General features: G+C 63.4%; 22 protein-coding genes. 11 read left to right on the top strand and 11 right to left on the bottom strand.

The features are described 5' to 3' along the window. The first annotated feature begins 2 nt into the window (after positions 1-2). From urtA to ureC, 7 genes are all read left to right on the top strand, one after another. Positions 3-1313 (top strand): urea ABC transporter substrate-binding protein, encoded by a 1311-nt coding sequence (gene urtA / locus J4F42_00735; GenBank protein ID MCE2484007.1) that lies wholly within the window; start codon positions 3-5, stop codon positions 1311-1313. 52 nt (positions 1314-1365) lie between these two features. Continuing rightward, positions 1366-2994: an urea ABC transporter permease subunit UrtB gene (gene urtB / locus J4F42_00730; protein ID MCE2484006.1), complete on the top strand. Its 1629-nt coding sequence runs from the start codon at positions 1366-1368 to the stop codon at positions 2992-2994. Positions 2995-2998: 4 nt separating this feature from the next. After that, entirely contained in the window at positions 2999-4159 is a 1161-nt protein-coding gene (gene urtC, locus J4F42_00725; protein MCE2484005.1) for an urea ABC transporter permease subunit UrtC, read from the top strand. A gap of 13 nt (positions 4160-4172) precedes the next feature. Beyond that, positions 4173-5000, top strand: a complete 828-nt coding sequence (urtD, locus tag J4F42_00720) for an urea ABC transporter ATP-binding protein UrtD (GenBank protein MCE2484004.1) — start codon at positions 4173-4175, stop codon at positions 4998-5000. A 31-nt stretch (positions 5001-5031) separates the two neighbouring features. Then, complete coding sequence (urtE, locus tag J4F42_00715) at positions 5032-5727, top strand: urea ABC transporter ATP-binding subunit UrtE (protein ID MCE2484003.1); 696 nt, start codon at positions 5032-5034, stop codon at positions 5725-5727. 74 nt (positions 5728-5801) lie between these two features. Then, positions 5802-6104 carry an urease subunit gamma gene (locus J4F42_00710; GenBank protein MCE2484002.1) on the top strand — a complete coding sequence of 101 codons (303 nt, stop codon included), beginning with the start codon at positions 5802-5804 and terminating at the stop codon, positions 6102-6104. A gap of 9 nt (positions 6105-6113) precedes the next feature. Then, positions 6114-7832, top strand: a complete 1719-nt coding sequence (gene ureC, locus J4F42_00705) for an urease subunit alpha (protein MCE2484001.1) — start codon at positions 6114-6116, stop codon at positions 7830-7832. A gap of 25 nt (positions 7833-7857) precedes the next feature. Here the strand turns inward: ureC and J4F42_00700 are convergent, their stop codons facing one another. Together J4F42_00700 and J4F42_00695 are read right to left on the bottom strand one after the other, a co-directional pair. Continuing rightward, positions 7858-8184: a hypothetical protein gene (locus tag J4F42_00700; protein ID MCE2484000.1), complete on the bottom strand. Its 327-nt coding sequence runs from the start codon at positions 8182-8184 to the stop codon at positions 7858-7860. After that, a complete protein-coding gene (locus J4F42_00695; GenBank protein ID MCE2483999.1) occupies positions 8181-8828 on the bottom strand; it encodes an Eco57I restriction-modification methylase domain-containing protein in 648 nt (215 codons plus the stop codon). The genes J4F42_00700 and J4F42_00695 overlap by 4 nt, the downstream gene beginning before the upstream one ends. 384 nt (positions 8829-9212) lie before the next feature. Between J4F42_00695 and cfa the strand changes: the two genes are divergently transcribed. Then, positions 9213-10325 carry a cyclopropane fatty acyl phospholipid synthase gene (cfa, locus tag J4F42_00690; protein MCE2483998.1) on the top strand — a complete coding sequence of 371 codons (1113 nt, stop codon included), beginning with the start codon at positions 9213-9215 and terminating at the stop codon, positions 10323-10325. Positions 10326-10329: 4 nt separating this feature from the next. On the opposite strand, the gene J4F42_00685 is transcribed toward cfa, so the two are convergent. The 7 genes from J4F42_00685 to J4F42_00655 form a co-directional block, all read right to left on the bottom strand. Next, on the bottom strand, positions 10330-11148 hold the full coding sequence (locus J4F42_00685; protein MCE2483997.1) for a hypothetical protein: 819 nt from the start codon (positions 11146-11148) through the stop codon (positions 10330-10332). Between the two features lie 38 nt (positions 11149-11186). Then, positions 11187-11450 (bottom strand): hypothetical protein, encoded by a 264-nt coding sequence (locus J4F42_00680; protein ID MCE2483996.1) that lies wholly within the window; start codon positions 11448-11450, stop codon positions 11187-11189. Positions 11451-11538: 88 nt separating this feature from the next. Beyond that, positions 11539-12933 (bottom strand): sigma-54-dependent Fis family transcriptional regulator, encoded by a 1395-nt coding sequence (locus J4F42_00675; protein ID MCE2483995.1) that lies wholly within the window; start codon positions 12931-12933, stop codon positions 11539-11541. Positions 12934-12947: 14 nt separating this feature from the next. Further along, positions 12948-14138: a GAF domain-containing protein gene (locus J4F42_00670; GenBank protein MCE2483994.1), complete on the bottom strand. Its 1191-nt coding sequence runs from the start codon at positions 14136-14138 to the stop codon at positions 12948-12950. An 81-nt stretch (positions 14139-14219) separates the two neighbouring features. Beyond that, complete coding sequence (gene amt / locus J4F42_00665) at positions 14220-15653, bottom strand: ammonium transporter (GenBank protein ID MCE2483993.1); 1434 nt, start codon at positions 15651-15653, stop codon at positions 14220-14222. 125 nt (positions 15654-15778) lie between these two features. Next, positions 15779-16117, bottom strand: coding sequence for a P-II family nitrogen regulator (locus J4F42_00660; protein MCE2483992.1), 339 nt, complete (start codon positions 16115-16117; stop codon positions 15779-15781). A gap of 50 nt (positions 16118-16167) precedes the next feature. After that, on the bottom strand, positions 16168-17442 hold the full coding sequence (locus J4F42_00655) for a porin (protein ID MCE2483991.1): 1275 nt from the start codon (positions 17440-17442) through the stop codon (positions 16168-16170). Positions 17443-17726: 284 nt separating this feature from the next. Between J4F42_00655 and J4F42_00650 the strand changes: the two genes are divergently transcribed. From J4F42_00650 to J4F42_00640, 3 genes are read left to right on the top strand one after another with little or no spacing between them, the layout of a single operon-like run. Next, a complete protein-coding gene (locus tag J4F42_00650; GenBank protein MCE2483990.1) occupies positions 17727-18323 on the top strand; it encodes a hypothetical protein in 597 nt (198 codons plus the stop codon). A 50-nt stretch (positions 18324-18373) separates the two neighbouring features. Further along, on the top strand, positions 18374-21478 hold the full coding sequence (gene glnE, locus J4F42_00645; GenBank protein ID MCE2483989.1) for a bifunctional [glutamate--ammonia ligase]-adenylyl-L-tyrosine phosphorylase/[glutamate--ammonia-ligase] adenylyltransferase: 3105 nt from the start codon (positions 18374-18376) through the stop codon (positions 21476-21478). Further along, positions 21475-22917, top strand: a complete 1443-nt coding sequence (locus J4F42_00640) for a S1 RNA-binding domain-containing protein (protein MCE2483988.1) — start codon at positions 21475-21477, stop codon at positions 22915-22917. Before glnE ends, J4F42_00640 begins: the two co-directional genes overlap by 4 nt. A 20-nt stretch (positions 22918-22937) precedes the next feature. On the opposite strand, the gene J4F42_00635 is transcribed toward J4F42_00640, so the two are convergent. Beyond that, positions 22938-23600: a ribulose-phosphate 3-epimerase gene (locus J4F42_00635; GenBank protein MCE2483987.1), complete on the bottom strand. Its 663-nt coding sequence runs from the start codon at positions 23598-23600 to the stop codon at positions 22938-22940. Between the two features lie 59 nt (positions 23601-23659). Next, a complete protein-coding gene (locus J4F42_00630; protein ID MCE2483986.1) occupies positions 23660-24766 on the bottom strand; it encodes an amidohydrolase in 1107 nt (368 codons plus the stop codon). Between the last annotated feature and the right edge of the window lie 256 nt (positions 24767-25022).

The raw sequence follows: 25022 nt of genomic DNA, 5'->3' as shown, positions 1-25022 counted from the left end.
GTATGAAAAGGAAGTTGAGAGGATGGCAAACCGGGCTGCTGCTCGCCGGCCTGCTCGTCGCGTCGCTGACCGGGGCGCGTGCCGGCTGGGCCGCAGACCCGATCAAGGTCGGTATTTTGCACTCGCTGAGCGGCACCATGGCCATCAGCGAAACCTCGCTCAAGGATGTCGCCCTGATGGCGATTGAGGAGCTGAACGAAAACGGCGGCGTGCTCGGCCGTCAGATCGAACCGATTGTGGTTGACCCGGCCTCGGACTGGCCGCTGTTCGCCGAAAAGGCGCGCGAGTTGATCCAGCAGGACAAGGTCGCGGTGGTGTTCGGCTGCTGGACCTCGGTGTCCCGCAAGTCGGTCCTGCCGGTCTTTGAAGAGCTGAACGGCCTGCTGTTCTATCCGGTCCAGTACGAGGGCGAGGAGTCTTCGTTCAACGTTTTCTACACCGGTGCGGCGCCCAACCAGCAGGCGATTCCGGCCGTTGAATACCTGATGAGCGAAGACGGCGGCGGCGCCGAGCGCTTTGTGCTGCTGGGCACCGACTATGTCTACCCACGCACCACCAACAAGATCCTGAACTACTTTCTGGAATCCAAAGGGGTGGCCAAAGCCGACATCATGGAGCTGTACACGCCGTTCGGGCACAGCGACTACCAGACCATTGTGGCCGATATCAAGCGCTTTGCGGTCGGCAAGCCGACGGCCGTGGTGTCTACCATCAACGGCGACTCCAACGTGCCGTTCTATAAAGAGCTGGCCAACCAGGGCCTGAAGGCTGAGGATATTCCGGTCGTGGCCTTCTCGGTCGGCGAGGAAGAATTGCGGGGGATTGATACCGAACCCCTGGTCGGGCATCTGGCGGCCTGGAACTACTTCATGTCGGTCGAGACGCCCGAGAACACAGCCTTTGTCGCCAAGTGGGACGCGTACGTCAAAAAGCATGGCCTGCCGGGTGGCGACAAGCGGGTGACCAACGATCCCATGGAAGCCACCTATATCGGTGTCAAGATGTGGGCCCAGGCGGTCGAACAGGCCAAAACCACCGAGGTTGACGCGGTGCGTCAGGCGGTTGGCAGCCAGGTCGTCCGCTCCCCGTCGGGTTTTGACATCACCATGGACGCTAAGAACCACCACCTGCACAAGCCGGTGCTGATCGGCGAAGTCCGCGAGGACGGCCAGTTCGATATTGTGTGGAATACCGACGGACCGATCCGGGCTCAGGCCTGGAGCCCGTTCATTCCCGACAGCGCCGAGAAGGTCGCCGACTGGACCTATCCGTGGGTGTGTGGCAACTGCACCGCGCCGCAGTTCAAGCACTGAGCACGGCGGCCGAGCCGTTGAGGCGGCTCGGCCCGCCGGCTGCGGAACGCGTATGACGGTCTGGTCTTTTCTCTTGCGGCTGAGCGTCGTGGTGATGCTCAGCCCTCTCTTTGTCAGCTCCGGCCAGGCGGCCGACACCGAGCTGGTCGAGCTGCTCAAGGGACTGGGGGCAAAAAGCCGCAGTCACATCAGACAGGCCATCGGCGAGCTGGGTCGGCTCAACGACCCGGCCGCCCTGCCGGCCCTGGAAGCCCTGGGCGAGCGGCGTCTGCGGGTCGATGAGGCGGGTCATGTCTACATCAGCCACGAGGACGGGCTACGGGCCGCGCTGAGCGGCGAGCCGGTCGGCCTCGACCCCGCGCGTCTGCGCACGCCCCGGATCAATAACGCCATTCGCCGCGCCCTGCGGCCGGTGATCGCCCAGCTGCGGCTGGGCTCTCCGCAGGCCGAGGTTCGTCTGGCTGCGGCCGAAGAGCTGGTCAGGCGGCCGCAGGCCGAGATAGTCGGCCCCTTGCAGGCCGCCCTGGAGCGTGAGCAGGCGCCGGACGTGCGTACGGCGCTGGCCGTTGCCCTGGCCCAGCTCCAGCTCCAGAGCCAGGACCGGGCCGAGCGTCTGGCCGCGATTGGGATGATTGGCGAGTCCGGGAATCTGGGCCTCAGACCTCAGCTCGAAGCCCTGCTGGAGACCGACCAGGACGGTGCGTTTGTCGAGCCCGACGCGGCGGTGCGCCAGGCCGCGCAAACGGTCCTGACCAGTTTTGAGCGCCGCCAGCTTCTGACTAATGGCTTCGGCAACCTGTTCTACGGCTTCAGCCTGGGCAGCGTCCTGCTGCTGGCCGCCCTCGGCCTGGGGATTACCTTCGGTCTGATGGGCGTGATCAATATGGCCCACGGCGAGATGCTGATGCTGGGCGCCTACGCCACCTATGTGGTCCAGGGTATATTCCAGGAGCGCTTCCCGGCCCTGTTTGACTGGTATCTGGTGGTGGCCGTGCCGGCCGCCTTTGGCGTGTGTCTGGTGGCCGGCATGATCCTGGAGCGCGGCGTCATCCGTTTCTTGTACGGCCGTCCGCTGGAGACCCTGCTGGCTACCTGGGGCATCAGCCTGGTGCTGATTCAGAGCGTGCGTGTCCTGTTTGGCGCCCAGAATGTCCAGGTCGCCAACCCGGCCTGGCTGTCGGGCGGCACCGAGGTGTTGTACGGCATCGTCCTGCCCTACAGTCGGCTGGCCATCCTCGTCTTCGTGGCCCTGGTGGTCGGTGCGGTGTGGCTCATCCTCCAGCGCACCCGCCTGGGTCTCCAGGTCCGGGCGGTGACCCAGAACCGGCCCATCGCTTCGTGCATGGGCATTTCGGTCGCCCGGGTCGATATGTGGACCTTTGGCCTGGGGTCGGGTATTGCCGGCCTGGGCGGGGTGGCCCTGTCGCAGATCGGCAATGTCGGTCCCGAGCTGGGCCGCCTGTATATTGTCGATTCGTTCATGGTCGTTGTCCTGGGTGGGGTGGGCAATATTGCCGGGACTGTGGTCGGGGCGCTGAGCCTGGGCCTGGTCAACAAGTTCCTCGAACCCGTCGCCGGCGCCGTACTGGGCAAGATTGGCGTGCTGATTTTCGTCGTGCTGTTCATCCAGCAGCGTCCCCAGGGGTTGTTTGCGCTCAAGGGCCGGATTGCAGAAGGCTAGTCCCGTGGCCGTTGTTTCCCTGACCAAGACCCCAGCCGAGCCGCTCGCAGAGAGGCTGGATGAGCTGCCGTTGCCGGCTACGGGCCTGCTCGGGCTGCACACCCGGGGCGGCTGGAGCCTGGTCCTGGCGGCGCTGCTGCTGGCCCTGGTCGTCGTTCCGGTCCTGAACCTGTTGCCGGCCGAATCGGCTTTCCACCTGCCCGACTACCTCATCCCCCTGCTCGGCAAGTTCATGTGCTACGCCCTGGTCGCCCTGGCGGTCGATCTGATCTGGGGCTACGCCGGTATTCTCAGCCTGGGCCACGGCGTGTTCTTTGCCCTGGGCGGCTACGCCATGGGCATGTATCTGATGCGGGCCATCGGCACCGAGGGCGTTTATCGCAGCGAGCTGCCCGACTTCATGGTCTTTCTGGATTGGAAGGAGCTGCCGTGGTACTGGTACGGCTTCAGCAGCTTCGGCTTCGCCCTGTTCATGGCCCTGCTGATTCCCGGCCTGTTGGCCTATATATTCGGCTTTTTTGCCTTTCGCTCGCGCATCCGCGGGGTGTATTTCTCCATCATCACCCAGGCCATGACCTACGCCCTGATGCTGCTCTTTTTTCGCAACGATACCGGCTTTGGCGGCAACAACGGACTGACCGACTTCAAGCGCATCGTGGGCTTTTCGCTCCAGGCCCAATCGACCAAGCTCGGGCTGTATATGGTGTCCGCAGCCGTCCTGGTGGCGGCCTACCTGGGCTGCCGCTATCTGGTGCGGTCCAAGCTCGGCCGGGTCTTGACGGCGGTCCGTGACGCCGAGAGCCGCCTGATGTTCTGCGGCTACAACCCGTACAGCTACAAGCTGTTTTTATGGACCCTGTCGGCCGTCCTGTGCGGCCTGGCCGGGGCCTTGTACGTGCCTCAGGTCGGTATTATCAACCCTAGCGAGATGCAGCCGTCCAACTCGATTGAGATGGCAATCTGGGTGGCGGTCGGCGGCCGCGGCAGCCTGTCGGGCGCGCTGCTGGGCGCATTTCTGATTAACGGGGCCAAGAGCTGGTGTACGGCCGCCTTTCCCGACCTGTGGCTGTACATCCTGGGCGGTCTGTTCATCGCCGTGACCCTGTTTCTGCCGCGCGGGGTGATCGGCCTGTTTGGTCCGGCCGAGCGCACCGCGCGGCCCTAGTCTGGAGCCTGGCATGGAGCCCAAAGACGAGACGACTGATCGCGATCAGGGCGGCAGCCCGGTGCTGGCCCATGTCGCCCGGCCGGGCGTGATCGACACCAGCCACGGGGTGAGCCTGTATATCGAAGACCTGACCGTCAGCTTTGACGGCTTTAAGGCCCTGGACGGGATCAGTCTGTATCTCAACACCGGCGAGCTGCGGTGTGTGATCGGCCCCAACGGAGCCGGCAAAACGACCCTGATGGATGTCGTCACCGGCCGGACCCGACCCGACAGCGGGCGGGTATTTTTCGGCAACAACCTGGATCTGACCCAGCTGTCAGAGTACGAGATCGCCCTGGCCGGCATCGGCCGCAAGTTCCAGGGACCGACCGTGTTTCAGGGCCACAGCGTGTTCGAGAACCTGGAGCTGGCCATGCAGGCGACCAAGACGGTGTGGCACAGCCTGGTGGCCCGTCTGAGCGGCGAGCAGCACGACCGCATCGGCGCCACTGCCGAGACCATCGGCCTGCTCGACCACCTCCACACCCGGGCCGGCCTGCTGTCCCACGGACAAAAGCAGTGGCTGGAGCTGGGTATGCTGCTGATCCAGGACCCCCAGCTGCTGCTGGTTGATGAGCCGGTCGCCGGCCTGAGCCAGCACGAGACCGAGCGGACGGCCGAACTGCTGGTCTCGCTGGCCGGCCAGCATACGGTCGTGGTGGTCGAGCACGACATGGAGTTCGTGCGCAGCCTGGCCCGGCAAGTGACGGTCTTGCACGAGGGACGGGTCTTGGCCGAGGGCAGTATGGCCGAGGTGCAGAACGACCCTCGGGTGGTCGAGGTGTATCTGGGAGCCTAGCCGGAACGGTTCCGCAGAGGCGTGGACAGCGATGATCCAAATCGAGCAGCTCAACCAGTACTACGGCGAGAGTCACATCCTGTGGGATGTCAGCCTCGCCATTCCGGCCGGTTCGTGCACCTGCCTGATGGGACGCAACGGGGTGGGCAAGACCACCCTGCTGAAGACGATCATGGGCATCCTGCCGGCCGCCTCGGGCAGTCTGCGGTTTGAGGACCTGGAGCTGACGAGTCGCCCGGCCGAGCTGCGGGCCCGGCTGGGTATCGGCTATGTGCCCCAGGGGCGCGAAGTCTTTCCCCAGCTGAGCGTCGAGGAAAACCTGCGCATCGGCCTGCCGGCGCGGCGTGACGGGCGGAGGGCGATTCCAGACGCGGTGTTTGACTTCTTCCCGGTCCTGAAACAGATGCTGGGCCGGCGCGGCGGCGATCTGTCGGGCGGACAGCAGCAGCAGCTGGCCATCGGCCGTGCCCTGGTCCTCGATCCCAAGCTGCTGATTCTGGATGAGCCGACCGAGGGCATCCAGCCCAATATCGTTCAGGAGATCGGCGATATTCTGTTACGGCTCAACCACGAGCAGGGGCTGACGATCCTGCTGGTTGAGCAGAAGCTGCCCTTTGCCCGTCGAGTGGCCGACGCCTTTGCGGTGATGGAAAAGGGCAGTGTGGTCGCCGAGGGACCCATCGCCGGGCTGACCGACGAGATTGTCCGCCGGCATTTGTCGGTCTAGCACTGAGCAAAGAGGAAACGTGTCGTCCAACCACATGAATCTGTTGACACGTTTCCTCTTCGAGGAGGAGCGCCGTGCACTTTACCCCCCACGAACAGGAAAAGCTGATGATTTACCTGGCCGCCCAGCTGGCCCGCGAGCGGCAGGGGCGGGGGCTGAGGCTGAACTACCCCGAGGCCATGGCCCTGATTACCAGCGCGATTCTCGAAGGCGCGCGCGACGGCAAGTCGGTCGCCGAGCTGATGTCCTACGGGGCGACGATTCTCAGCCGCGCCGAGGTCATGGACGGGGTGGCCGAGATGATCGATCTGGTCCAGGTCGAGGCCACGTTCCCGGACGGCACCAAGCTGGTCAGCGTCCATCAGCCGATTCGCTAGGAGGCAGGCATGAGTCACACGATTGAGCGCCGGCAGTATGCCGAGATGTTCGGGCCGACCGTCGGCGACCGGCTACGGCTGGCCGACACGGAGCTGGTGGTCGAGATCGAGCACGACCACACGGTCTACGGCGACGAGGTCAAGTTTGGCGGCGGCAAGGTGATTCGGGACGGCATGGCCCAGTCGCCGGTCCAGACCTCGGCTCAGGGCGCGCCCGACCTGGTCATTACCAACGCCACGGTGCTCGATCACTGGGGCATTGTCAAAGCCGACGTGGGGATCAAAGACGGCCGTATCTGCGGCATCGGCAAGGCCGGCAACCCGCTGCTGATGGACGGCGTATCGGCCGAACTGGTCATCGGGCCGGGCACCGAGATTTTGGCCGGCGAGGGCAAGATCCTGACTGCGGGCGGGATCGACGCCCATATTCACTTTATCTGTCCGCAGCAGATCACCGAAGCCCTGGCCTCCGGCATTACCACCATGTTCGGCGGCGGGACCGGTCCGGCGACCGGCACCAACGCCACCACCTGCACCCCCGGACCGTGGAATATCGCCCGGATGCTCGAATCAATCGAAGCCTTTCCCATGAACCTGGGGTTTTTGGGTAAGGGCAACGCCTCGCGTCCCGAGGCGCTGCGCGAGCAGATTGAGGCCGGAGCGATGGGGCTCAAGCTGCACGAGGACTGGGGCTCGACTCCGGCGGCGATTGACTGCGCCCTGTCGGTGGCTGACGCCTATGATGTCCAGGTTGCCATTCACACCGATACCCTGAACGAGACCGGCTTTGTCGAGGACACGCTTGCGGCCTTCAAGGGCCGCACGATCCATACCTATCATACCGAGGGAGCGGGCGGTGGCCACGCCCCGGACATCATCAAGGTATGCGGTTTTCCCAACGTCTTGCCGTCTTCGACCAACCCGACCCGGCCGTTCACTGTCAACACGATTGACGAACACCTCGACATGCTGATGGTCTGCCACCACCTCGACCCCGGCGTCCCCGAAGACGTGGCTTTTGCCGAGTCGCGCATCCGGCCGGAAACCATTGCGGCCGAGGACGTGCTGCACGATCTCGGTGCCTTCAGCATGATGGCCTCCGACTCCCAGGCCATGGGCCGGGTCGGGGAGGTGATTCTCCGCACCTGGCAGACGGCCCATAAAATGCGCGTCCAGCGCGGACGCCTGGCCGAGGAGAGCGGCGACAACGACAATTTTCGGGTCAAGCGCTACCTGGCCAAGTACACCATCAACCCGGCCCTGACCCACGGCATTGCCGACCACGTCGGCTCAATCGAGGTCGGCAAGCTGGCTGATCTGGTGTTGTGGGAGCCCAAGTTTTTCGGCGTCAAGCCCGAACTCATTCTGAAGGGCGGCTTTATTGCCTGGGCGGCGATGGGCGACCCCAACGCCTCGATTCCGACCCCCCAGCCGGTCTTCGGTCGGCCGATGTTCGGCCATTTTGGTCGTGCCCCGGCCAGCCTGTCGCTCAGTTTCGTCTCCCGCGCGGCGCATGACAACGGTCTGGCCGGGCAGCTCGGATTGCAAAAGCGGCTGGCGCCGGTTCACAACTGCCGGCAGGTGGGCAAAACAGACCTGATCCACAATGGGGCGCTGCCGCACATCGAGGTCAATCCCGAGACGTATGAGGTCCGGGCCGACGGGCAGCTGCTGACCTGCGAGCCGGCCAACGTGCTGGCGCTGGCCCAGCGCTACTTTCTGTTTTGACAAATCTACAGTTCGGGGCTACGAGTCACAGGCTGAGTGCCTGACGGTGTCCGAAGCTGTCCAGACGCAGAGTGGCACTCACGAATTCCGGGGCTTTTCCCAGGGGCGACTCTGGAAAAATTTTCTTTCTTCGTCGTGCCGCTCGACGGAAATCGACGACCGGGCCGGTGGACACGCTGATGCCAAGCTCGCTCAAGGAAGAGCGAGCCGTCGGCGATTCCTCAAGCATGGGCTGTCTGGACGAGTGGGGAATATGGATGAAACGCTCACGATCATCTGGAAGGACAATGCGTTCAAAGGGATAGGTATCGGTCTGTAAACCGGTGAAACTGTCATCGGTCGAACTTGTCACCGTGACCTCTTGCCCTGCGGTGCGCCTCGCTCACACCTGAGGATGAGGTTTTCTTGCAGGACGCCGTCGTCTTTGAAGGCCGTGTTGCGCGAGGCGAATAAGTGCAGGTGTTGGATTGCCGCGCGCTCCAGAACGAACTCGCGAAAAGGTCGATAGTAGGGACCGTTGCAGAAGCTGCGCGGTATGATTGCGACAAGCTGACCGCGATGGGCAAGCAGGGCGAGAGACAGGGCGACAAAGGCTGAGTACAGGTTGACTGTTTCGATACCAGCTCTACGCAAGGCCCTGCGGTGTACAGAATCGCTCCGTATTTTTTTGTACGGCGGATTCAGCAGGGCATGGGTATAGCGGGGAAGAGCTGGGGCAAAAAGGCTCCCGCACATCGACTGAACCGCGATTTCTATGAAGTCGCCCCCCTCGACGTGTGACACGATATTGAGAGACTGCCCGTACTCCTCCAGCGTTTTGTGCAAATAGGGGTGGAGGGACTCGTCACGCTCGAAAGCGTCGATTGTGATGTGCTGATAGTCGAGGCCGCCGGAAGCCAGTCTTTCCAGAAAGGCCGCACTCAGCGAGCCAACCCCGGCGCCAGCGTCGAACAGATGGCAGGAGCTGCTCGGTGTCTGGACAAACAGCCCGGCCATGAACCGAGCCGTTCTCGCCGGGGTGAAAAATTGACCGAGTTGCGATTTCCTCTTCGCCGCGATGGCTCGTGACACCTCACGACGTGTTTGTTCTACTGCGGACAGCATGGGGGGTCCGTTCTTCTCTGCTCATGCTTACGCCACGGATGGCCTTCGCACAAGACATCCGGCTCACCAGAGGCGGTCGCCCCTGAGCCTCGCCTTTCAGAGGTTGGACGCTCACAGCTGCGGCCGTCGTTGACTTGCCGGTGGTTCCTGACTATGCTCCCGTCTGCCTGTCCACTTGCATGTAACAGGAGGCTGACGAAACCTGCCGCTTCTTTCTGAGCACTCCAATTGAGCGCTGGTTTTCGATTGGGGCTGACAGGGCCAGGACATCGGGCCATGCAAGACACTGTGCGGAATCTCCTCGCCCAGGCCGATATTCAGATTGACGGCGACCGTCCGTGGGATATCCACGTCTGTAATCCGCAATTTTACAGCCGGGTTCTGACAGCCGGCTCGCTCGGACTGGGGGAATCCTACATGGACGGCTGGTGGGACTGTCAGGCGCTCGACCAGTGCCTGTCCAAAATGCTCACGGCCGGCCTGCCCGAGAAAGTGATCCCGCTGCGCGAGAAAATGTACGTGCTGGTCGCCAAGGTCACCAATCCACAGCGCAAGGCTCGCGCCTTCGAGGTCGGCGAGCGCCACTACGATATCGGCAACGACCTGTACGAAAAAATGCTGGACACGCGCATGGTCTACAGCTGTGGATACTGGAAACAGGCCGAAACGCTCGACCAGGCGCAGGAGGCCAAGCTGGAGTTGATCTGCCGAAAAGTCCAACTCCAGCCCGGTATGCGGGTGCTCGATATCGGCTGTGGCTGGGGCAGTTTCGCCAAGTACGCGGCCGAGCAATACCAGGCTGAGGTCGTCGGCGTCACGGTGTCCAAGGAACAGCGGGAACTGGCCGACCGGCTGTGCCGTGGGCTGCCGGTCGATATCATCCTCCAAGACTATCGTGAACTGAGGTCGGAGATTCACGGACGCTTCGACGCAATCGTGTCAGTCGGCATGTTCGAGCACGTTGGCTATAAGAACTACCCGGCTTTTTTCCGGGTTGTTGACGCCTGCCTCCAGTCCGAGGGGCTCTTTCTGCTCCATACCATGGGCGGAAACAAGACTGTCTACAGCGGGGACCCGTGGATCAACACATATATTTTTCCGGGGGGGACCCTGCCGTCCATGAAACAGCTCGGAGAGGTCACGGACGGGCTGTTGATGTTGGAAGACTGGCACAGTTTCGGCGCCGACTATGTCAGAACACTACGCGCCTGGTGTGACAATTTTCGGGCCAGTTGGCACGTCTTGCGGGAGCGCTATGACGAGCGCTTTCGGCGTATGTGGGAGTATTATCTGTTGTCCTTCGCCGCCGGGTTTGATGCCCGCCGCATTCAGCTGTGGCAGATTGTGTTTTCCAAGAACCGGCCGCCGGGCTACCAGAGCGTCCGCTGAGCGGCTAGCGCAAAAACCGACACGCGGCCCTGGCCAGAGTGGGGACGAGGCGCGGGCGCAGCAGGCGCCGGTCGTACACGCCGAGGCGCCGCTCGTTTTCCCGCAGACACAGCTCCAGGAAGCCGCGCGGGGAGATATCGAGGTCAATGGCTTCGTGGCCGCGTATGGTGAAGTGTTCGTCATCCATGCCGCGGGCCGTCCGCAACCGCCGCCACGCCTGAACGGTCAGCGCTGTCAGGCGGCGGCCCAGGTGAACGGGCTGTTGCCACCAGCCCAGCCGGATCCGTCGGTAGGCCAGCCAGTTGACGAAAAACAGAATATGACGCGCCTCCTCCTGGATGATCGGCTCAAAGCGTTCGATCAGCGCGGCTGGAAAAAATCCCGAGTCTTTGGCCACGGCAAACAGGCCGAAGGCAAAAAAGGAGTCAAAACATTCGCCGTACTCGGCCCGCATAAAGACCCACTCGATATCCGCCCCGACCGTGACCGGCCGGGCCAGCGCTCCGGTGCCAGCAGGCTGGATATCGTAAGCCCGCAACAGGGAGTCGAGGAGCTGTGAGTGCCGCTTCTCCTCCGCGCCCTGCAGCGCGACCGCGCGGCGGATCAGCGGGTCGGTCTCCAGCGCGGTCTGGGCCTGGACCTTGGCGGCGGTCAGACGTTCGGTGGCCACGGCTTCGTCCCAGAAGGGCAGGCTCCGCAGCCGTTCCCGGCTCGCCGGGTCGAGCTCAGGCCAGCGCAGGCTGGCGACCTGATAGGGCTGATGGGTATCGAGGAACTCTCGGCAAAACACCTCTTTGTGGTGTTCCGAGCCTAACCACGCCATGGGACATGCTCCTGGACCAAAGGGAGCTGAAGAGCTGCTCAGCCGTCCGCCGTATCCGAGCCGTCGTTAGCCAGTGCCTCACGGATCGTCTCGGCTAACTCGTCAAACGTCGCTCCGCGTCCCACGGCCAGACCGAGCACGTAACACAGCAGCGGCGCGTTAGTACGGTTGCCGCTGCTGCGGGCGGCCAGTCCGGCCAGCTCGAGCAGCTCGCGCATGCGGTCCGGCGTCACAGCCAGAGAGTCGGCCGTGTGTCCGCTGGTGGCGGCCAGTCGCTCACCCATTTGTTCTAACCACGCCATGTATCCAACCTCCTCGGAGATAGCCTGCGTAGGCTAGCACGTCGGAGGCGACGGGGCGAGCGAGGGCGATCCGCGGAGAGGTCGTCCGTCAGAACAGGCGGTAGCGCTTCATCCGCTCTCGCAGGACGTTGCGGCTGATGCCGAGCAGACGGGCGGCCTGGACCTGATTATGGCGGGTCAGTTCGAGCGCCTTGCTGACCAGCAGCTGCTCGGCAACGGCGGACACCTTGCCGGCGTGCCGTTCAAACAGGGCGTCGAGGCTGGCGTCCGCTGGGCCGGTCGGAGCCGTTTCCCGGGCGACGGAGTGGAGTTGGCTGTCGTGCAGGGCCAGATCCCCGGCCCGGATGACCGGCCCCCGGGCGCGCAGAACGGCCTGGGCGATGACGTTCTCCAACTCGCGCACGTTGCCCGGCCAGGCATAGTCGAGGAGGGCGTGGCAGGCGTCTTCTGAAAAGCCGCGCGGCCCCTGGGCGTCGGCTTGGCGTTGCAGAAAACGTTTGGCCAAGAGCACGATGTCGTCTCCCCGCTCGCGGAGCGGGGGCAGCTTGATCCGCACGACGTTGAGCCGGTAGTACAGGTCTTCGCGAAACCGGCCCGCTGTCACCAGCTCTTCCAGGGCCTGGTTGGTGGCGGCAATGATGCGTACATCGACCAGGCGGGGCGCGCGGGCGCCCAGGCGGTACAGCTCTCGTTCCTGGAGCACGCGCAGCAGCTTTGACTGCAACACCAGCGGCATATCACCGATTTCATCCAGGAACAGGGTGCCGGTATGAGCCAGCTCAAATTTTCCCGGTCGTGCCTCGGCCGCCCCGGAAAAGGCGCCGCGTTCATGGCCGAACAGCTCGCTCTCCAACAGGGACTCTGGAATGGCGGCGCAGTTCAGCGCCACGAAGGGACCCCGGTCGCGCTGGGAGTAGGTCTTGAGCGCGCGGGCGACGAGTTCTTTACCGGTCCCGCTCTCTCCGGTGATGAGGACGGTCACGTCGCGGGCTGCGGTTTTGCCAATCGTCTTATACACCTCCTGCATGGCGCGGCTGTGGCCGAGCAGCGCTGCGCCCCTGGTCGTCAGCGCCTCGGCCTCGGCCGTCTCGTCGGGGAGGGCTGCTCCGTCGGTCATGGCCGGACTCGAGTGCTGGAGGGTTTCGCTGATCAGCCGCTTGAGCCGTTCGATGTCTAGCGGCTTTTCGAGATAATCCTCGGCGTCAAAAGTCGTGGCCCGGATGGCGGTTTCGGCCGACACAAAGGCGGTCATGATGATGACCGGCAGATCGGGGCGGCGCTGTTTGAGTTCCTGGAGCGTCGCCAGCCCGTCTTTGCCCGGCATGCGCACGTCCATCAGCACGAGCCGCAGGGCTGGGTCCTCGATCTGTTGCAGCGCCTCTTCACCCGAGTAGGCCGACAGCAGCTCGTAGCTGCCGCCCAGGACGCGCCGGAACGAATAGTGCACGTTGCGCTCGTCATCGACCACCAGAATCTTGGTCATCTTGAGGCTCGTTGTTATAAGGGCAGACGGACAATCACCGCAGTACCCGCTCCGGGCTGGGAGGACAGGCGCAGGCGGCCGTTATGGCTCTCGACAATGCGCTGGGAGATGGACAGACCCAGACCGGTGCCGCCCTGTTTGGTGCTGAAAAACGGCTCAAACAGTTTGGCCCGAACCTCGGGCGAGACGCCCGTGCCCTCGTCCATGATGGCGGTCAACAGACTGCCGCCGCTGACCGCGATGCGCACGGTCAGCGTCCCGCCGTGGTCCATGGCCTGCATGGCGTTGAGCAGCAGGTTCAAAAAGACCTGTTTGATCTGGGTCCCGTCGGCCCAGACCGCAGGCAGCTGCCTGGCCCAGTCTTTGACCACCCGAATCCCCCGCGTACGCGCCTCGGGCCCGATCAGCAGCAAGGTTTCTTCCATGACTTCTTCGATCCGTTCGCGCTGAAAGTGGGGCGGCCGCGGACGGGCGAATTCGAGAAACTGCTCAATCAACAGCGACATGCGGGCCAGCTCGGTCCGGACGATCTTGACGTCGTCGGCAAAGGCGCTGTCGGCCGCCAGGTCTTGGCCCATGGCATACATGAGCATGCTGACCGTGTTGAGCGGATTGCGCAGCTCGTGGGCCAGCCCGGCCGACAAGGTCCCTAGCGCGGCCAGTTTCTCGGACTGGCGCAGCCGCTCTCGGGTCTCCATCTCGTCGCGGTGCAGCCTGGCGTTTTCAATGGCGATGGCCGACTGGCTGGCCAGCAGGGTCAGCAGCCGCAGGTCGTCGTCGTCAAAACAGCGCGGCTCGCCGGTATACACGTTGAGAACGCCGATGATCGCCGTCTTGGTCCGCAGCGGAATCGAAACCAGCGTGCACAGCCCCTCCTGGCGCGCCACGTCGGAGACGCGATAGCGGGTTTCCTGGCGTACGTCTGGAATGTGCAGCGGCCGGCCGCTGGTAATGACCTGGCTGATCAGACTCGAATTGACCTCCCGGTCGGGCAGGGCCAGATAGGCGTCGCTGGCGCCGTGGGTCGCGGCCGGGCGGAGCGTGCCGCGCTCGGTGTCAATCAGCAGCAGGGAGGCAACCCGCGCCTCCATCAGCCGGCAGGCCTGGGCCGTCACCCGATTCAGCACCTCGTCGAGCTGGAGGGTCGAGGAGATCTCCGTCCCTATCGAAAACAGTGCCTCGAGACGTTCCTGTAAGGCGTTCATGCTTGGCCACGCGTGTACCGAGAGGACGCGAGGGAAGGGCGCGGCCGGGACATGTCACCGGAGCGCCCTTCCGGCTTGGTCTCAGGCCCGAGGCGCGGCTGAAGACAGCCCCCGCCCGCCGGGCGTCAGGCCGCCGCCCACCGACACGGTCTGAAAGTCGGCATAGGCGACGTTGCCGTGTTCGCCGACATCGAGTCCCTCAAACTCTTCTTCTTCGCTCACCCGCAGGCCCATCGCGGCCTTGATGATACTGAAGACGATGAAGGCAAAAGCGAAGGAGAAGATGCCGATGCTGATGATGCCGATCAGCTGGCTGACGAGCTGGGCGCCGCTGGCCAGGCCGCCAAAGATGCCAACGGCCAGGGTGCCCCATATGCCGGCCACCAGGTGGACCGATATGGCCCCGACCGGATCGTCGATCTTGACCTTGTCAAAGAACAGCACCGAAAAGACCACGATGGCTCCGGCGATCAGGCCGATGAGGGTGGCCGACAGGGCCGCCATCTGATCGGCGCCGGCGGTAATGCCGACCAGCCCGGCCAGAATCCCGTTCAGGGCCATTGATAGGTCGGGTTTTTTCAATACCGCCCACGAGGTCGTCATGGCCCCAAGCGCTCCGCCTGCCGCCGCCAAACAGGTTGTCATCAGCGTCAGCGAGACCAGATGCGGGTCGGCGTTGAGCACCGAGCCGCCGTTGAAGCCGAACCAGCCCAGCCACAGCAGAAAGACGCCGATGGTGGCCAGCGGCATATTGCTGGGCAGAATCGGCCGCACCCGACCGTCGGAGGCATACTTGCCCATGCGGGGACCGAGCAGGATGGCGCCGGCCAGCGCCCCCCAGCCGCCGACCGAGTGGACGATTGTCGAGCCGGCGAAGTCGTAAAACGGGGTGTCCATCATGTCCAGCCAGCCGCCGCCCCATTTCCAGCTGCCGGTAATCGGATAGGAAACAGCCACATAGAGTGCGGCAAAGACCATGAACGACGACAGTTTGATGCGTTCGGCCACGGCGCCCGAAACAATGGTGGCGGCGGTGGCGGCGAACATGGCCTGGAACAGGAAGTCGGTCCAGTAGGTGTAGCCGGCGTTATACACGTCGGTCTGGCCGGCAACCACATCGCTGACCTCGACCCCAAAGCCGGCAAAGGCCAGGAAGCCCGAGGATCCGTCGGCAAAGCCCGGATACATGAGGTTAAAGCCGCAAAAGGCGTAGGTCAGCAGGCCGATGCTGATGATAAAGGTGTTCTTGAACAGGATATTGACGGTATTTTTGGCCTGGGTGAGCCCCGATTCCAGGGTGGCAAAGCCCAGGTGCATGATGAACACCAGGGCTGCGGCAATCATCATCCACAGATTGTGCACCGTAAATACGGCATAGCCGGGTGAGGCGGCAAAGGCGTCGTAGTCGGCATATTGGGCGGCGTCTTGAGCGTGGACAACCTGGGCGGCAAGGGATGCCTCAAGCATGCAGGCACCGAAAACGGTGAGGAGAGCAATTCGTAACCAGCCTTTCATTGTCTGAACCTCCTGGTTATAATCGCCCGGTGTATCCTGTCCGGGCAGTCTTTTGGGGCTGTGTGTGACGGATAAGGGGCGGGGCGTATGGCAGTACGCCCCGCCCGCCGGTGCACCTCGCACCGCTACAGCGCACTCTCTCCACGCTCCCCGGTCCGAATCCGAACGGCCTCTTCCATGGGCAGGATAAAGATTTTGCCGTCGCCGATTCGCCCGGTGCGAGCCGCGTCGAGAATGGTGTCAGCAACCAGCCCGGCTTTGTCGTCATCGACCAGAATTTCCAGCTTGACCTTGGGCAGGAAGTCCACGACGTACTCGGCGCCGCGGTACAGCTCAGTATGGCCGCGCTGACGGCCAAACCCCTTGACCTCGGAGATGGTCATGCCCTGAATCCCCTGTTTGGCCAGGGCTTCTTTGACCTCGTCAAGCTTGAAGGGTTTGATGATCGCTTCGATCTTTTTCATGCCGGTCTCCTTCGTGGTGGGGCAGGCTGTCCGCCCGCCCGTATACTGGCTTACAAGAGGTAGGCGAATTCCAGGATCATCGAATTCTGACTCTTCTTGTACCGGTGGTCTTTGCCGAACACCCGGCGGTTGGCGTCGTCGTGGCGGTATTCGAGCCGCGCCTGCAGGTTGTCGCTCATCGCCCACTTGAGCGTTGTGGTGATTTCCCACAGGTTGACGTTGCCGTCCCCGTCGTAGGCGCCGGTCCGGTAGTTGGCGTCGTCCGCGAACCACTCGCCACGCAGCGCCACCGACCACTTTTCCCAGCCCGGATTCAGCAGGGCGCCGCCCAGGCTGACGATGCCCGACACGCCGGTCCACTCCGCGTTTTTTGTACCCAGGACATCGCTGGCGGTGCCGTGGTCGAAGTTGATCAGGAAATCGACATGATCCATTGGCGTGTAGGTCAGCACCGTGTCGAAGACACCCGTTTTCGACGCGCCGCTGTCATCGTCCTCTGCGCCGTAGACCCCGTTGAAGGTCCAGGCCAGGTTGCCGATTTCCAGACCCAGGCTGCCCAGAAAGGTCTTGCCGTTGTTGTTATCGGCCACGTTGTCCCAGCCGTTCACCACTCCGGCGCTCAGGCTGAGCATGTCGGTCAGGGCGTAGGAAAACAGCGCCCCGGTATGGGTGAAGGGAATGGCATAGCCGAACATGAACGAGCGGGAGATGTTCGGGTTGTAGGGCGATTCGATCACCTCACCGCCCAGCAGGGTGGCAAATTTTCCGAACTGCATATCCAGGCCGTTGCCGATGCCCCAGGTATAGGTCGCATAGGCCTGCTGGATCTCGAAATTGTGGGCGAGGTCTCCGCCCCAGTCGGACTGAATGAGCCCGGCGGTTTTGCCGTAGTCCAGAACGGTATGGAAGCCAATGCCGCTGTCGGTCTGCTTCGAGATCTCGAGCTGCAACAGGTCCATGGTGAAGTCGTTATGGTTGACGTCAAAGATGCGGAGGTCATTGCCGCCCGAATCCGGCGTGTTGAAGTTGTAGTTGTAGGACGCGTAGGCCATCCCGCCGAACTCTATGCCCTTGAGCAGGCCGAGGCCGTCTTCGAGGGCGGTCACGCGCTGGTCGAGCATGGTCGAGGCGTCCGGCGCTTCGGCGTCTGCGGCTTGGGCCGCCGGGGCTTCCGGCTGTTTGAGCCGCGCGACCTCCTGTTCGAGTTCTTTGATGCGTTCATTGAGGGCGCGCAGGCTCTCCTCGACCGCATCTCCATTTGCCCAGGCCGGCAGACTCCACACGACTGCCACGCCTAAACAACTGGCCGCCACAAATTTTTTCATCATTCCTACCTCCTTGGTCTGGTGTGACTTCAGACGCACCTGCCCTGTGCCCGAAGTCTACTCTGTATGAGCAAAGACCGTACCAGCCGCCGCCGTGGTAAAAAGCGTAAAAATCCCGGGGAAAAGCCGGTTTTCGGCCAGCCGGGCAAAAAAGCTGCTCAGCAGACAGGCAGCCGTGCCGACTTGTGCCTAAGTTCTAGACACAGGCGATTGCTTGACAAGACCCAGGCGATTTCCTATGCACGTGGATACGTTTGCAGGAATCACACGAAAGGAGCCACACTATGGCGACGACAGATTTTGAGGCCCGACAACTGCTCAAGGCCTACCGCAAGGGCTTGATCTCGGACGAGCTGTTTGAGGAACAGATGCAAGAGCTGCGGAGCGACCCGGCCAGCCAGGGCTACAGCTACAACGGGAAATCCTATGAGACCGAGAAAGAGCTGGTCCTGGGTATCCTGGACGAGTTTCGGTGCGCCGAGGATTTTGCGGCTGAATACCTGAACCGCTGGGTTGAAGTCAGCGATCAGGAGTGTGTCAAGGGCGGTCTGCGGGTGGTGCAGCAGCGCGAGGCTTACCACGCTCAGATTCTGGAAGAGCGGCTGCGCGAGCTGGGCGGCTCCCCGCAGTGCAGCGTGCCGGCCGAACGGCGCGAGAAAGAGCTGCCGTTCTTTGCCTCGACCGACAGCAACGACATCGAGAAGCTCCAGTCCATTGCCGCTCAGCTCAAGGATCCGGTCGAGATCCTCAAACCGCTGACCGACGCCATCGGCCAGATCCAGGACGATCAGCACAGCAAAGAGTTGCTCGGCTCGCTGGTCGACGATGAGCTGTCCAGTGTCAAATGGCTGATGGGGGCGTGTGAGACGCTGAGCAAATAGGGATCGCGTGTCACGGGCTTTCGGCCTGTGACACGGCCCGTCCTGTCACCATGTCCACCGCCACCCCGTCCGTCTCCGAGCCCCTCCACATTCTCCTGCCCCTGCGTGAAAGCCTGTCCGCCTGGTGGGACGCCATTGCGGCCGGCGTGGCGGCCGCGCCGGACCCTGGCCTGGCGGCGACGAATCTGAGCCGCCTGCTCGACCATGGAAGCGGCCGGGGCAGGGTGCTGGGAGACGCCCGGCGGTGTGCCGACCTGCTCTTTGTGCTCGGCGCCAGCCAACATCTCACCACGGTCTTGCTGCGTCAGGCTGAGGCGTGGGAAGCGGCCTTTTTGGCCGATTGTCAGGCGTCGGGTAGCAGCCTTGCCCAGCATCTGTCCACGCTCCGCGCCCGGCTGCCGCACGAGCTGCCTGAGGAGGAGTTTTGGCACGCGCTGCGGGTCTACCGTGACCGCGCGTACCTGCGCATCGGTACCCGCGACCTGCTGTCCCTGGCCAGGCTGGAAGAGACGACCCGGGAGCTGAGCTGTCTGGCTGACGCTGCGGTCGAGGTCGCCTACGAGTACAGCCGGGCGCGGCTGTGTGAGCTCTACGGTCAGGCTGTCTCGTCCGACGGCCGGCCGCTCGGATTCGTCGTCTTTGGCATGGGGAAGCTCGGTGGTCAGGATTTGAATTTCAGTTCTGACATCGATCTGATCTATATGTACGAGAGCGATGCCGGGCACACCACCGGGGGCAGCAAGGGCAGCCTGGCACCGCGCGAGTTCTTCACCCATTTGGCCCAGAAATTGACCCGAGCGCTGAGCGATCAGGTGGCTGGTGGACGGGTGTTTCGGGTTGACCTGCGCCTGCGGCCGGACGGCTCGAATGGCCCGGTGGTCAATTCCCTGTCCAATACCCTGGGTTATTACGAAGCCTGGGGCCAGACCTGGGAGCGGGCGGCCCTGCTTAAGGCCCGGCCGATTGCCGGAGACCTGGCCTTGGGGGAGCGTTTCATTACCGAGATTCAGCCGTTTGTGTTTCGGCGCTATCTCGATTTTACGACGGTTGAAGACCTCAAGGACATGAAAGCTCGGATTGAGCGCAGCCTGAACAAAACCGAACCCGCCAGCTCCAACGTCAAGCTCGGGCGCGGCGGCATCCGGGAGGTCGAGTTTGTCAGCCAGGTGCTTCAGCTCATTCACGCCGGCAAAGATCCCCACGTGCGGGAGCTGAAGACCCTACCGGCGCTCGACCGCCTGGCCGAGGGCCATTACCTGTCGGCGAAGGATCGTGACCGCCTGCGCCATGCCTACCGCTTTCTGCGTCAGGTCGAACACAAAATCCAGATCGTTCACGACCGTCAAACCCACAGCCTGCCGGACACCGAGGCGGAGATTCGGGTGCTGGCCCGCCGGCTGCGGGTAGAAGACTGGAGAGAAGGCAAAACTCAAAGGGCAAAACTCAAAGGGCAAAACTCTCCTCTCCCGGACGACGAGGTGGCGCTGTTCCGGTCGCTGTTCCACTCCCATACCGAGGCGGTCCATCAGGTTTTCTGCTCGCTCTTCTATGCGCCCCAGGAACAGCAGCAGGCCGACGACCCCCACGCCGAGGCCGTCCAGACTTTTTTTGAGGCGCTGGACGACCGGGAACGGGCCGCCGAGTTGCTGCGGCAGTTCGGCTTTCGCGATATCGAGCACAGCTATCAGCACGCGGTGCTGCTCCACGCCGGACCGCCGCACTCGCCGGCCTCACCCCGGCGGCGCAAGATTCTGTACGAACTCGCCCCGAGTCTGTTCCGCGAGGTGACCCAGACCCCGGATCCGGACTTTGCGCTGTCCGGCATAGCCAACCTGGTCGCCTCGATTGGGGCGCGCTCCAGCTTTCTGGCCTTGCTGCGCGAGAATCCGTCCACCCTGCGCACCCTGGTCGGGCTGTTTGGCACGAGCGCCTATCTGTCGCGGACCTTTTTGCGCCACCCCGAGCTGCTCGACAGTCTGGTGCGGGCCGATCTGGTCCACATCCATAAATCCCAGGCCATGATGCAGGCCGAGCTGTCGGCCCGTTTGGCCGAGGTGAACGACCTGGAGGATCGGCTCGATATCCTGCGCCGCTACCGGACCGAAGAGTTTTTGCGGATTGGGATCAACGACAGCAACGGGCTGCTGGACTGCACCCAGGTCAGCATACAGCTGTCCGACCTGGCCCAGACCTGTCTGGGCGGCGCCTATGAGACGGCGCGGGCGGCCCTGTTTGAGCAGCTCGGGCTCAGCGCCCTGCCGGGCCGCTTCGCCATTGTCGGCATGGGCAAGCTGGGCGCCCGGGAACTCAACTACAACTCGGACCTTGATCTGATTTTTCTGTACCAGCCGGCCGCACAGCTCGACCGGGGCGCTGCCCACCCCAAGGTCGGGCCGCACGAACTCTTCACCAAGCTGGCCCAGCGCATTATCTCGACCCTGCAAGTCCAGACCCGCGAGGGCTATGTGTATAAAATCGACACGCGGCTGCGGCCCTCGGGCCGGTCCGGCTCGCTGGTCTCGTCCCTGTCGGCTTTTGAACGCTACCATCAGGCCAGCTCTCAGGTGTGGGAGCGCCAGGCCCTGATCAAGGCCCGGGTGGTGGTCGGGAATGTGTCTCTGGCCGATCCGATACAGGCCTTGCTGGAGTCAATCGTGTATGCCGACGCCATCACCGTGGATGATGTGGCCGAAATCGACCGGCTGCGCGGACGCATGGAAAATGAGCTGGCCGGCGAGGCCAGCGACCGCTTCAATATCAAGACCGGTCGGGGCGGCATTGTCGATATCGAGTTCCTTGTACAAATGTTGCAGCTGCGGTATGGTCGGCGTCTTCCGGCGCTGAGACAGCGCGCCACACTCCAGGCTCTTGAGGCTCTCCAGACCTGCGGAGTTCTGCCGGCCGACGATTGTCAGCTCTTAAGTCAGGGCTACCGTTTTCTGCGGACCTTGGAAAACCGTCTCCGCATCGACTGTGACCAGCCGGTTGAAGCGCTGGAGAGCGAGGGCGCGCAACTGCCCCGGTTGGCCAGACGGATGGGCTATGGCGGCGACGACGCGGCGTCCCGGCTGCTGGCCGACTATCACGTCCAACGCGAGGCCATCCGGGACTGTTACACGCGCTGGTTTGCACGCCAGAAAGGACCTGAAGTATGAGTGACGCGCAGACACCCACCACCGACACGGCAGAGGATTTTGCGGCGCTGCTGGCCCAGGAAGCGACGCAGCCCACGCTCCAAACGGGTCAGATCGTCAAGGGCAGTGTGATCCAGATCGGCGAGGACAGCATCTTCGTCGATGTCCGCGATAAGGGCGAGGGCATCATCGCCCGGGCCGAGTTGGAGGACGAGGACGGCAGCCTGCAGGTCGAGGTCGGGGACGAGATCGAGGCGACGGTGTTATCGACCGAGGGCGAGATTCGTCTGTCCCGCAAGCTGCTCAAGGGCATGCAGGCCCGCCAGCAATTGGAGGCGGCCTTTGCGCACGGGCTGCCGGTCGAGGGAACGGTCCACGCGGTCATCAAGGGCGGCTATGAGGTCATGGTCGGCGGGCTGCGGGCCTTCTGCCCGTTTTCTCAGATGGATATCCGGCGGGTCGAGTCCTCAGACGTTTTTCTGAACCAGACCCTGGAATTCCTGGTGACGCGCTATACCGAAAACGGCCGCAATATCGTCATCTCACGGCGGCGCCTGCTCGAAGCGGCGGCGGCCAAGGAAGCCGAGGCGGTCCGGGAAAAAATCGTGCCCGACGCGGTCTTGCCGGGCACGGTGACCTCGCTGACCGACTTCGGTGCCTTTGTCGATCTCGGCGGCGGTGTCCAGGGCTTGGTCCACGTTTCGGAGCTGTCCCACTCCCGCACCGTCAAGCCGGCCGAATTCCTGAGCGGCGGTCAGGCGGTGAGCGTCAAAGTCCTCAAGGTCAACGAACAGACGGGCAAGATTTCCCTGAGCATGAAGGCGCTTGAGGGCGACCCCTGGGAACAGGTCGCCGAGCAGCTCAAGGCGCGCCAGATCGTCACCGGCCAGGTCGTGCGGATGGCCGATTTTGGCGCCTTTGTCGAGGTCTTGCCCGGGGTCAACGGCCTCCTGCACGTCAGCGAAATCCCGCGCAGCCAGCACGGTACGCTCAAGGACGCGGCCGCCGAGCAGTCCCAGATCACGGTCATGATCCTCAGCATCGACCCTGACAAGCGCCGGATTGCCCTGGCCCTGGCCCCCGAAGGAGTGAGTCTCGGCCAACAGATCGAAGAAACCGTCATCACCGTCGGCAGCGTGCTGAACGGCCGGGTCGACCGGGTCGAACCGTTCGGGGTGTTTGTCCGGCTCGGGCCCGGACAAATCGGCTTGGTTCCTAACGCCGAGATGGGGACGCCGCGCGGCACCGACCACACCAAGGACTTTGGGCCGGACACCGAGGTGAAAGTCCTGGTCTTGGCGGTTGAGGACAAGGGCCGACGGATCAGGCTGTCGCGTTCCAAAGCCCAAGCCCAGGAGGAACGACTCGAGGCCCAGGCGTATATGAGCGATTCCGGACAGGCCAGCCGTGGTTTTGGCACCACGCTGGGAGATCTGCTGCAGCAGAAAATGAAGAAGTAGGCAGACCGCCCGCGTCGCCCCTAGGCGAGGCTGTCCCGCAGGCGCTTCACGCCCTGAGCCGGGCCACCGGGGGCGCCAAACACGGCTGAGCCGGCGACCAGCATTCGGGCTCCGGCGGCGACCGCCTGAGGCGCGGTGCGGGGATCAATCCCGCCGTCAATCTCCAGCAGGACGGTCGAGTCCCGGGTGTCGAGTAGCTCGCGTAGCCGGCGGACCTTATCGGTGCTGGCGGCGATAAAACGCTGGCCGCCAAAGCCGGGATTGACGCTCATCAGCAGAATCAGATCGACCTCATCCAGCAGGTCTTCCAGGCTCGACAGCGGCGTGCCGGGGTTCAGCACCACCCCGGCCTGCTTGCCCAGCTGCTTGATGTGTTGGACGGTGCGGTGCACATGGAGACAGGCTTCCTGGTGGACCGAGATGATGTCGGCCCCGGCGCGGGCGAAGTCGTCCACATAGCGCTCGGGCTCGACGATCATCAGATGCACGTCGAGGGTGAGGCTGGTGGTGTGCCGAACCGCCTCGACGATGAACGGACCGAGGCTGATATTGGGCACGAAGCGGCCGTCCATCACATCAATATGAATTCCGTCCGCTCCGGCCCGCTCCACCTCGGCGATCTGCTGGCCCAGGCAGCGAAAATCCGCAGCCAGGATAGACGGCAGGATTTTGATCGTACTCATACCGCCCCTTTCAGGAGGAGGGCCGTCCCGGGCTCTCCTCCTGAAGGACGAAACGCGTCCTACTCGATCCCGTACAGCTCGGCGGCGTTGCCGCCGACGATCTTGGCTATGTCGTCTTCGCGCATGTCCTCGAACGCCCCGGCGATAAACTCGCGCGAGCGCGGCCACGGCGAGTCGGTATGGGGGTAGTCTGAGGACCACATGATCTGTTCGGTGCCGACCGCCTGGCGGGTGAACTCGACATTGCTGGTCTCAAACTGGAAGGTCGCCCAGATGTTGCGCTTGATGTACTCGCTGGGCAGCATCGACAGGGTCAGGCCCTCGATATGGCGCAGCCGATCATAGGCGTGGTCGAGCCGATACATGAAGTGGGGCAGCCACGACACGTCGTTTTCGGCCGACACGATTCTCAGCTTGGGGAAGCGCTCAAACACCCCGCCGGTGACCATATCGGCCAGGGTCAGCTGGATTTCCTGGGGCAGGCGCATATAGCCGTACAAGACCCGGCGGCGGCTGAACCGGTTACCGCCCCGGCCGGTCAGGATATGCAGCGACAGCGGCATGTTCAGGTCTTGGGCGGCGGCCCAGAACGGATCGTAGACCGGATCGCTATACGGTGCGTCTTCGGGCGGCGAGCCCCAGATCAGCGTACCCCGCAGGCCCTTGTTGGCGATCCGTTCCAGCTCTTTGACGCCGGCCGGAATGTCTTCCAGGGTGATCGCGCCGAGGCCGATCAGGCGCTTGGAATCATAGCTGCAATACTCGGCCGCCCAGTCGTTGAAGGCGGTGAAACTGGCGGCGCGCAGCTCGGCATCGTCGAGGCCGAACAGCAGCATGCCCATCGAGGTGTACAGCCCCTCGGCGCTGACGCCGTCGCGGTCCTGTTCCTTGAGGCGTTCGGCCGGGTCCCAGACGCTCTTGGGGGCGACCTCAAAGCCTTTCTTGAGGTGTTCGGGCAGCTCCTCGGAGCTTTTGCCCGAACCGAAAAAGCCGCCGACCTGAACCGGCTGGATATTTTCGCACCTGAACCACTCGCCGGGTCTGCCCTTATACCCCTGCTGGGTGTGTGGTGCCCGGTCACGAAACTTGGCGTCAATCCGTTCGGCCCACATTGTCGGTGGTTCGACAAAATGCGAATCCGCAGAAATAATCCGATGTGCTGCCATGGCAGTCCCCTCCTTTAGGCTTCGGTCTGGTGTGTCGGACAGCCTAGCGCGCTTGGCCGGGACGGGCAAGGGAAGGCCCGGGACTCGGTGCTGTCCTATTTTGAACTGTAAGCCACTGTTGCTGTTGAGGGAAAAACCTCAAATTAGGACAGTACCCGGGACTCACGCCTGGCAGATCCCCTTCACTCGCTCTTTTCTCAAAGGCGGCAGCGCTGCTGGTTGCAGTTGCTCAGTGGTGCGCTATGCTCCACGGCGA

This window comes from Desulfurellaceae bacterium (assembly GCA_021296095.1).
Lineage (GTDB): Bacteria > Desulfobacterota > Binatia > Bin18 > Bin18 > JAAXHF01.
Note: the sequence above shows the minus strand (reverse complement) of the source record. Positions and strands in the feature narration are given on the sequence as shown.

What these genes read in the sequence shown, in the direction of transcription:
- J4F42_00640 (MCE2483988.1), top strand. Translation starts at nt 21,475, where the DNA reads ATGAGTGACGCGCAGACACCCACCACCGACACGGCAGAGGATTTTGCG.
- J4F42_00650 (MCE2483990.1), top strand. Translation starts at nt 17,727, where the DNA reads ATGGCGACGACAGATTTTGAGGCCCGACAACTGCTCAAGGCCTACCGC.
- J4F42_00675 (MCE2483995.1), bottom strand. Translation starts at nt 12,933, where the DNA reads ATGACCAAGATTCTGGTGGTCGATGACGAGCGCAACGTGCACTATTCG.
- J4F42_00685 (MCE2483997.1), bottom strand. Translation starts at nt 11,148, where the DNA reads ATGGCGTGGTTAGGCTCGGAACACCACAAAGAGGTGTTTTGCCGAGAG.
- amt (MCE2483993.1), bottom strand. Translation starts at nt 15,653, where the DNA reads ATGAAAGGCTGGTTACGAATTGCTCTCCTCACCGTTTTCGGTGCCTGC.
- J4F42_00670 (MCE2483994.1), bottom strand. Translation starts at nt 14,138, where the DNA reads ATGAACGCCTTACAGGAACGTCTCGAGGCACTGTTTTCGATAGGGACG.
- J4F42_00635 (MCE2483987.1), bottom strand. Translation starts at nt 23,600, where the DNA reads ATGAGTACGATCAAAATCCTGCCGTCTATCCTGGCTGCGGATTTTCGC.
- ureC (MCE2484001.1), top strand. Translation starts at nt 6,114, where the DNA reads ATGAGTCACACGATTGAGCGCCGGCAGTATGCCGAGATGTTCGGGCCG.
- urtD (MCE2484004.1), top strand. Translation starts at nt 4,173, where the DNA reads ATGGAGCCCAAAGACGAGACGACTGATCGCGATCAGGGCGGCAGCCCG.
- glnE (MCE2483989.1), top strand. Translation starts at nt 18,374, where the DNA reads ATGTCCACCGCCACCCCGTCCGTCTCCGAGCCCCTCCACATTCTCCTG.
- J4F42_00680 (MCE2483996.1), bottom strand. Translation starts at nt 11,450, where the DNA reads ATGGCGTGGTTAGAACAAATGGGTGAGCGACTGGCCGCCACCAGCGGA.
- urtB (MCE2484006.1), top strand. Translation starts at nt 1,366, where the DNA reads ATGACGGTCTGGTCTTTTCTCTTGCGGCTGAGCGTCGTGGTGATGCTC.
- J4F42_00695 (MCE2483999.1), bottom strand. Translation starts at nt 8,828, where the DNA reads ATGGCCGGGCTGTTTGTCCAGACACCGAGCAGCTCCTGCCATCTGTTC.
- cfa (MCE2483998.1), top strand. Translation starts at nt 9,213, where the DNA reads ATGCAAGACACTGTGCGGAATCTCCTCGCCCAGGCCGATATTCAGATT.
- J4F42_00655 (MCE2483991.1), bottom strand. Translation starts at nt 17,442, where the DNA reads ATGAAAAAATTTGTGGCGGCCAGTTGTTTAGGCGTGGCAGTCGTGTGG.
- J4F42_00660 (MCE2483992.1), bottom strand. Translation starts at nt 16,117, where the DNA reads ATGAAAAAGATCGAAGCGATCATCAAACCCTTCAAGCTTGACGAGGTC.
- urtA (MCE2484007.1), top strand. Translation starts at nt 3, where the DNA reads ATGAAAAGGAAGTTGAGAGGATGGCAAACCGGGCTGCTGCTCGCCGGC.
- J4F42_00630 (MCE2483986.1), bottom strand. Translation starts at nt 24,766, where the DNA reads ATGGCAGCACATCGGATTATTTCTGCGGATTCGCATTTTGTCGAACCA.
- urtE (MCE2484003.1), top strand. Translation starts at nt 5,032, where the DNA reads ATGATCCAAATCGAGCAGCTCAACCAGTACTACGGCGAGAGTCACATC.